We start from the raw sequence: 8,672 nt of genomic DNA on the forward strand, positions 1-8,672 counted from the left end.
GGAGGACAGACGACTGGGGGTGCCGATGGGGTCGGACGAGGAAGTCGATGTCGTTGTGATCGGGTCGGGTATGGGCGGTCTCGCGGCGGCGCGCACGATCGCGCAGTTCGGCGGGAAACGCGTTCTCGTCCTCGAACAGCACTACACGCTCGGCGGGATGACGCACGAGTTCTCCCGAGCCGGCCGATACCGCTTCGGCACCGGGCTGCATTACATGAGTGCGAGCGCCGGCCCGTTCCTCGGGTTCATGACGGACGGAAGGGCGCAGCTCTCGCCCCTGCCGGACGAGTACGACGCGCTGCACTTCCCGGGGTTCGATTTCGCCGTCCCCGCCGGGAAGGAGCGGTTCCGTGAGCGTCTGAAGGAACGGTTCCCTGCCGAGTCCGACGCGATCGACCGATTCTTCCGGACCACGCGCTGGGCCATGGCCGGGCTGACCGCGCGCAATGTCCTCGCATCGTTCCCCGACGGCGTACGAAAAGCGGGCGCGCCCATCGTCGAGCGGCTCTTCCCGTCGACGTTCCGTTTGTTGCGTGACCAGGTTGCCCGCAGCTTCCGCGATCCGCGCCTGCGGGTCGTTCTGGCCGCCCGATGGGGGCTCTACGGCACTCCGCCGGCATCGAGCGCGTTCGGCTACCACGGGGCGGTCCCGCTGACCTTCTTCATGGACGGCACCGCACATCCCGTGGGCGGCCCGCAGGAGCTCAACCGGGTCGTTCTCGAGATCCTGCGACGGTACGGCGTGGAGCTGCGCCCCCGGCAGACGGTTCACGAGGTCCTCCTAGAAGGCGGCAAGGTGGCCGGCGTCGACGTCGAGGACACCGCCACCGGCCGCCGCTACCGGGTGCGGACGGACACCGTCGTCTCGGCGGCCGGAGTACGCAACACGTACGCCCTGATCGGGAAGAGCCACGAACTGGCGGATCTGCCCGAGGAACGGTCGGCGGTCATGCTGTTTCTCGGACTGGACCGGTCGCCGGCCGAGTTCGGACTGCGCGGCGAGAACCACTGGTTCATGCCGGATCTCGACGAGCCCGACGGCGTTCACCGCCCGCCCGGGGAAGGCACGCTGTACGTCTCCTTCGCCTCGCTCAACAACCCGGCCGCCCGACACCACACGGTGGAGCTGCTGGAACTCGTCGATCCCAAGGTGGTCGACCAGTGGCGCGGCACGCCCGGGGCCGAACGGCCGGACAGCTACCGGAAGTTCAAGGACGAGCTGACCGAACGGCTGCGCGCCCGCCTGGAGGAACGCTGGCCCGGCTTCCGGGAGACGATCGCGTTCGCCGAACTGGCGACTCCGCTGTCTTTCGAGACGTATCAGCGCAGCGTGCGGGGATCCTTCTACGGGCTCGCGGCGACTCCCCAGCGGTTGCGCTCGGCGCGGGCCGGGTGCCGTACTCCGGTCAGGGGTCTGTTCGTGGCGGGGCAGGACGCCTGGGGTTCCGGTGTGGTGGGGGCGCTGGCGGGCGGGCTGATGGTGGCCAATGCCGTTCTGAAACCGCGGCAGCTCGGGACGATGTGGCGGGCCATCCGTTCGGGCGGGATCACCCGGGATGCGGCCGGGCCCTGGAAGGGCTATCTGCGCGTGGCCCGCATCGAGGTGCTGACCCCGACGGTCCGGAGGTTCCGCTTCGAATCCCTGGACGGGGGCACGATGCCGTTCTCGTTCGTCGCCGGGCAGTGCGTGAAGGTCGACCTGCCCGTCGCCGTCGAGCCGATCGAGCGGTCGTACTCGATCTGCAGCAGTCCGGGGGAGAGCGGCTTCGTCGAGATCGCAGTGAAGCACGAGCCGGACGGGCTGGGCTCGGGATTCCTGCACAAGGATCTGGAGGCCGGGCTGGCGATGCGGGTGAGCGGCCCGCATGGCGAGTTCACCTGGGAGCCGGGCTCCGCGAAAGGCACGGCGGACCCACTCCTGCTCATCGCCGGGGGAGTCGGGATCACCCCGCTGATGAGTGTCCTGCTTGCGGCCGCCGACGCCGGTCACACGGGGCGGGTCGTCCTGCTGGCGAGCTACCGGAGCGAGGACGAGGTGCTGTTCGGGCCGGAGATCGAGGCGCTGCGGTCCCGGCTGCCGGGGCTGGAGGTGTCGGTCTTCGCGACCGACCGGCAAGGCCGGATCGGTTACGACGAGTTGCTGCCCCACGCGGGCCCGGCGACCCGCGTGCACCTGTGCGGGCCGGCGCCCATGATGCAGGACCTGATCGGCCGCCTGGCGGAACTGGGGGTGCCGCGAGAGGCCATCCGCACCGAGGCGTTCGTGTCGGGCCGGAGCAGGGAGACCCGCCGGGAGAAGGCGCATGCCATCGCGGTTGCTGCCGCGGCGGCCGGTGTCACCAAGTTCATGATCGGCACGGCTGTCGGCGCCCCGGCGTTCCCTTGTAGCCCCGGGCAGTCGGTCCTCGATGCCGCCAACGCCGTCGGCGTCGCACTGCCCCAGTCGTGCGGCGAGGGCGCCTGCGGTACCTGTCGGGTGCGGGTGCTGTGCGGCGCCTACGAGACCGACGACCGCGGGATGTTCTCCGCCGACGAGTTGGAGGCGGGCTGGCGGCTGGCCTGCCAGACACTGCCCACCGGGGACCTGGTGATCGGCCAGTAAGGCGGAACCGGTGAGCGTTACTGCATGTGCCGGTGGCGCATAAACCGTCTAAACCGTCGGGAGGTATCCGCCGCGATGGTGACGGTCATCCCTATCTTGGTAATCGCTTTGCCCGCCACGGGACTTGAGACACCATGGACGGTGGATGGCGGCGAAGGCCGTCCAAGGCTGGGAACGGGAAAAGGAATGGCTTCCTCCGCTGCGCCTCTGCGGCTGCAGGTTCTCGGTCCGTTGCGGATCTGGCGCGACGGCGTCGAACTGGACCCCGGGCCTCGGCAGCAGTCGTACCTGCTCGCGATCCTGCTCGCCCGCGCGGGCAAGCCGATCAGTACGAGCGAGTTGGTCGACCTGATCTGGGCCGAGGACGTCCCGGCGTCTGCTGTGAACATTCTCCAGAAGTACGTCGGCGCGTTGCGACGGCTGTTCGAGCCTCTGCTGCCCGTCCGTGAAGCCGGCTCGTTCCTCCACCGTCGCGGCAATTCCTACCTCTTCCTCGCCGGCTCCGCCGCGCTGGACCTCGTCGCCTTCCGCGAACTCGTCGATGCCGCCAGGGCCGCGCTGACCCGGCACGAGCACGAGGCGGCCCTCGATCACTACGTCGGAGCGCTCGGGCTCTGGCACGGCTCGGCGGGCGACAGTATCGCCGAGGGGACGCTCGCCGCGACCGTTTTCGCCGCACTCGACAACGAGTTCTACGACGCGTGCACGGCGGCGGCGGACCTTGCCGTGTCGATGGGCCGACCGGAGCGGGTGCTCGCGGCTCTGCAACTGGCCGCATCGATGGCACCGTTCAACGAAGCCGTGCTGGCCGGTCTCATCGGCGTGCTCGGCGCCGCTGGGCGCCAGGCGGAGGCGCTGTCGGTGTTCCGCCAGGCCCGCGACCGGCTCGCCGAGGAACTCGGCATCGACCCGGGTCCGGCGCTGGAGGATGCCCAGCGGCGGATTCTCACGCAGACCCCGGCGTCGCTGCTTGCGCGGGAGACGGACGAGGAGGTCGGGCGGACCACGGGGGCCATCTTGATCGGCCGGGCCGAGGAACTCGCCACGCTGCGGCGCATCGTGGAGCACGCACTCGCCGGCGACACCGCGATAGGCGTTGTCGAAGGCGAACCGGGCGCGGGCAAGACGCGGTTGCTGGAAGAGGCCGCCGCCGTGGCAGACCGCCTGGGTGCGCTCACCGTCTGGGGCTCCTGCCAGGAGGGCGAGGGGACACCGGCGATGTGGCCCTGGGAGGAGGCACTTGGCCAGATAGTCCGCAGTCTGCCCGCCGCGGCGGGCGAACAGTGGCTCACCGGCGGGCTGGGAAGCCTCCTCGCGGCGCGGGACGACGCAACCCGGGAACTTCCCGACGGCAACGCCCAGTTCCGGCTGTTCGAACAGGTCGTAGCCCTCGTCGCAGAGGCCGCGGCGCGGCGGCCGACACTCCTGATACTCGACGACCTCCAGTGGGCCGACGCCACCTCCCTGAAGTTGTTGCAGCATCTGGCGGGGCGGCTGCCCCAAGGTACGGCGATCATCGGCGCGTTGCGTGACCGCGCACCCACAGTCGGCCCGGACCTCTCCCGGGTGCTGGCCGCCGCCAGCCGGCGGCCCGGTCACCGGAGGTTCCGGCTCGGCCCGCTCGGCCCGGCCGATGTGGCCGAACTCGTCCGCCACGAGGCCGGTCAGGATCCGGGCGACACCGTCGCCCGCGCCATCCACGCCCGTACCTCCGGCAATCCGTTCTTCGTCCGCGAACTGTCCCGGCTGCTCAGCGGGGCCGGTGCGATCGGCGACGGGGACGCGTCCGCAGCGGCCGGGGTCCCCACCACCGTCCATGACGTCGTCCGCGACCGGATGGCCGGGCTCGACGACCGCGCCCGCGACCTGCTGCACGTGGCCGCGCTCATCGGCCGCGACGTCGACCTCAGGCTGCTGTCCCGCGCCACCGGTGTGGGCGTCGCGGACTGTCTCCACCGCCTGGAACCGCTGCATACGCTCGGGCTGCTCGAACCCGGACCGCAGGACCCGTCCTCGCTCCGCTTCGCACACGACCTGGTGCGCGAGTCGGTCTCCGAGACCGCGACGAAGCAGCAGGTCACCCAGCTGCATCTGCGCGTCGCGGACGCCCTCGAACAGATCCACGCCGACGACGAGGACGTCGCCGAACGCCTCGCCTACCACCTGTGGGCCGCCGGACCCCTCGCCGAGCCCGGTCGCACCGCGGAGGCCCTGATCCGTGCCGGGCGCCGCGCGGCGGCCAAACTCGCCTTCGAGTCCGCCAACCGGCAGCTGCGCTCCGCCGTGCAGGTCACCCGGGCTTCAGGACTCATGGAACTGGAGTTCTCCGCCCTCACGCTGCTCGCCATCGTCGTCCGGCGACAGTCGGGGTACGACGCCTCGACGTTCGATCTGCTGGGACGCGCCGAGTACCTGGCCCGCACCCTCGGCCGGGAGGCGGAGGCCGCCGACTTCCTCTTCATCCGTCTGATGGGCGCCTACACCTCCATGGAGAAGGGCCGCGGGCAGTTGGCCCGCCGTATGCACGAGGTCGGTCAGGCGTCCTCCGCTCCCGCCGTCCGACGCTACGGTCGGCAGGCCTGGGGCCTGCATCAGTGGGACATCGGCAACATAGGCGAGGCGTACCGGTCCCTCAGCAAGGAGGATGTCGCCGCCGCCGACGGCACCGTCGCCCCGGACGAAGAGACACCGCTCCGGCGGGACGGCAGCATTCCTGGGGAAGGACCCGGCTGGCGGGCAGTCATGACCGCGCTGCACGGTGATGTCGACACGGCGCTGGCTTTCGTCGACACCTGGGACACCCCGGGGGACCCGTACGCGGCCTCGGTCTGGGCGTACTACACGACCATGATCGCTTCCATGGCAGGGGACGCGGAAAGGGCCCGGCGAGCCGGTGAGCGGTGGGTCGCCGCCGGCCTCGCCCGCCTCAGCGCCCACATCGACCACTACATCCGGCAGTTCTGGTGCTGGGCACGCGCCCTCACCGGCGAGGATCCGGTCGGCGCCGCCGCCGAGGCCGAGGAACTCCTGGCAGCCCACCTGCTCGATCCGCCGCAATGGGGCATCGCCTACCACTACGCACTGATCGCCGAGATGTGGCTGGCCGCCGGACTGCCCGATCGCGCCGACGCCGCTCTCGACCGGGCCGACCAGGCAATCTGGGACCACGGCCAGCGCTACGCCGAAGGGCTGCTCCTGCTGCTGAAGGCACGCCTGCTGCAGGCCCGCGGCGCACCCCTCACCGTTGTCCGGGCCGCCGCCGAACGGGCCTATACGCACTCCACCGCGCGTGAGGCCCACCTGTTCGCGCGACGCGCCGAACGACTCCTCTCCGAACCTGGAGGCAAGGCATGACCGCAGGCCCTGATGAGGAACAGAGCGGGCTGACGGCCCTGGCCCGTGGGCTCTCGGCGCCGAAGGGCTTCGTCGATGCCAGCCTGGCCGCCCCTGTCCCCGGAACGATTCGCCTGCTGGGCGGCATCCCCGCGCCAGAGGCTCTGCCCGGCGAGGCGATCGGCCGGGCATCGGCGCAGCTGTGGCAGGACCCCGACGCCGTGATCGCGTCCCTCCAGTACTCGCCAGCGCGCGGATCCGAGGCGCTGCGCGACTGGATCGCGAAGCGGGAGGGCGTCGACCCGAGCCGGATCGTGGTGACGAACGGCGGCATGCACGGCCTCGCGCTGTCGGTGCTGACCGTCGTCGAGCGCGGCGCCACCGTCGCGGTGGACGATCCGGTGTTCCCGGGTTTCCTGTGGGCCCTGGAGGTGGCGACGACGCGGATCCTGCCGGTACCGGTCGTGGCCGACGGCTTCGACGTCGAACACCTCGCCCGGCGGCTCGCCACCGGAGCCCGGATCGCCGCGGCCTACACCGTGCCCGACTTCCACAACCCCGCCCAGGTCAGTCTCTCGGCACCGAAGCGACAGGCACTGGTCGAGCTCGCCGAGCGGTACGGCTTCTACGTGATCGTCGACGACCCGTACCGCGAACTGCGCTTCGCCGGCCGGGACCAGGGTGTCGCGGCCTTCCACCAGTCGGACCGGGCGATCCACGTCAACACCTTCACCAAGACCCTCGGCCCCGGCTGGCGCGTGGGCTGGCTGGTGCTGCCGGACCACCTCGTGGACCCGGTGATCCGGCTGCGCAACCGCCTCGACGTACACACATCCTCGGTGACCCAGGCGATCATCGAACGGCTGCTCACCGACGACCCCCAATGCTTCGACCGGATCGTGCGCGGCGCCTCCGCGTTGTACCAGGAACGCGCCCGTGTGCTGATCGACGCCCTGCGGGAACAACTCCCGGGCGCCCTCGACATCGTGGCCCCCGAAGGCGGGCTCTTCCTCTGGCCGCGGCTCACCGACGACACCGTGGACCCCACGGTGCTGTTCCAGCGGGCGGCCGCCCACGGCGTGGTCTATCAGCCGGGCGAGTTCTTCGCTGCGGACCCTCGACAGCGGTCTTCGGACCGGCACTTGCGGTTGTCCTACGGCGACCGCACTCCGGAGGAACTGCGTGAGGCCGTACGCCGGCTGGCCCTGTCCTTCTGACGACGCACGCGAACAACGACGGCCCCCTGTGGCGGATTCCCGGAAGGCGGCTCATGACCAACGTTCGGCTCCCCCTGCGCGCACTCGTCCCGTTCGCCGCCGGTTCGATCGGCATGGGCATCTGGGTCACCGTGCCGGGCATCTTCCTGCTGTACTTCCTGACCGACGTCCTGGCCGTGCCGCCGCAGGCGGCCGGCCTCGCGCTGCTGCTGCCGAATGTCGTCAATGTCGTGCTACACCCGTGGGTGGGCCGGATCTCCGATGCCAACCTGGCCACCGCCGGTCACCGCCGGCAACTGATGTCGATCGGCTGCGTCGTGGTGCTCGCCTTCGTGGCGATGTTCGCCGTGCCGTCGGACCTGCACGGGACGACCGCCGCGATATGGGTCGCGGTGGCGCTGGTCGCCGGCAACCTGCTCTACTCGTGCTACCAGGTCTCCTACCTCGCCACACCGGCCGACCTGGGCATCGGCTACCACGAGCGGACCCGGCTCATGGGCTACCGCAGTGTCGTGATCACCGTGAGCGTCCTGCTCGCCGGCGTGGCCGCGCCGGCGGTCGCCGGCGACGATCCGGGCGTCGGCGACTACACGAGAATGGCTCTGTGGCTCGGCGCGGTCATGCTCGCGGCGATGCTGGTCGGCATCACCGGCGTCGCGCGCCTCAGCCGGGCGGCGCCGGGCACCCCGGCCGAGCCGGGCCACCGGGGCGGGCTGCTGGTGGCGCTGCGTGACCGGCAGTTCCGTGCGCTGACCGCGTCGTATCTGACCGCCGGGATCACGATGCACCTGGTCCTGGCCGCCATGCCGTACTTCGCCGAGTACGAGCTGGGCCGCTCCTCCCTCACGACCGTGCTCATCGCGGCGTTCATGGCGCCGGCCGTCCTGACCACGCCCCTGTGGGTACTGGTGGCCCGGCGTCTCGGCAAGCAGCTCAGCCTGCTCGTCGCCCAGGCCGCGTTCGTGGCCGGCTCGCTGGTGCTGGCTCTGGGCGCCGCGGCCGGCCTGCCCCTGCTGATCGCAGCCGTGGCCGTGCTGGGCGTCGCGTTCGCCGCCATGCAATTGATGCCGCTGTCGATGGTGCCCGACGTCATCGCCGCCGCCGGGCCGGCCGGTGCCGCCGGCGCGGGCAGCTACACCGGCGTCTGGACCGCCGCCGAGGCCACCGGCGGCGCGTTGGGGCCGTACGTGTACTCGGCCTGCCTGACTGCGGGCGGGTTCGCGGCCAGTAGCGCGGGCCAGCACACCACGCAGTCTCCCGGCGCGCTGGCGGCCGTCCGCTACGGCTTCACCTTGGTGCCAGCCGTCCTCATGACGATCGCCATCGTGCTGCAACGCCGGTACACCCTGGACAAGCGCGCCCACACAGCGGCGCCGCGTGCCGGCGCCCAGGAAAAAGCGGAGGGGCAACGGAACTAACCTCACGCTTTCATGAAGCGGGGTGTCCGGCAGGCGGGCAGGAAAGCAGAAAGTGCCTCTGACCAGCAAGAATGAGGATTGTCTAGGTCCTTGTTCCCGCTG

Annotated in this window: 4 protein-coding genes; all 4 read left to right on the forward strand. The window is 70.9% G+C overall.

The genetic code is table 11. The features are described from left to right. Positions 1–55 precede the first annotated feature (55 nt). Positions 56–2,602, forward strand: a complete 2,547-nt coding sequence (locus ACFZDK_RS53115; RefSeq protein WP_390985911.1) for a 2Fe-2S iron-sulfur cluster-binding protein — start codon at positions 56–58, stop codon at positions 2,600–2,602. A gap of 186 nt (positions 2,603–2,788) precedes the next feature. Further along, on the forward strand, positions 2,789–5,956 hold the full coding sequence (locus ACFZDK_RS53120) for a BTAD domain-containing putative transcriptional regulator (protein ID WP_390985914.1): 3,168 nt from the start codon (positions 2,789–2,791) through the stop codon (positions 5,954–5,956). Beyond that, a complete protein-coding gene (locus ACFZDK_RS53125) occupies positions 5,953–7,152 on the forward strand; it encodes an aminotransferase class I/II-fold pyridoxal phosphate-dependent enzyme (RefSeq protein ID WP_390985917.1) in 1,200 nt (399 codons plus the stop codon). The genes ACFZDK_RS53120 and ACFZDK_RS53125 overlap by 4 nt, the downstream gene beginning before the upstream one ends. Before the next feature lie 53 nt (positions 7,153–7,205). Further along, a complete protein-coding gene (locus tag ACFZDK_RS53130) occupies positions 7,206–8,570 on the forward strand; it encodes an MFS transporter (RefSeq protein WP_390985920.1) in 1,365 nt (454 codons plus the stop codon). Positions 8,571–8,672 lie beyond the last annotated feature (102 nt).

Source organism: Streptomyces sp. NPDC007901 (assembly GCF_042959465.1).
Classification (GTDB): Bacteria; Actinomycetota; Actinomycetes; order Streptomycetales; family Streptomycetaceae; genus Streptomyces.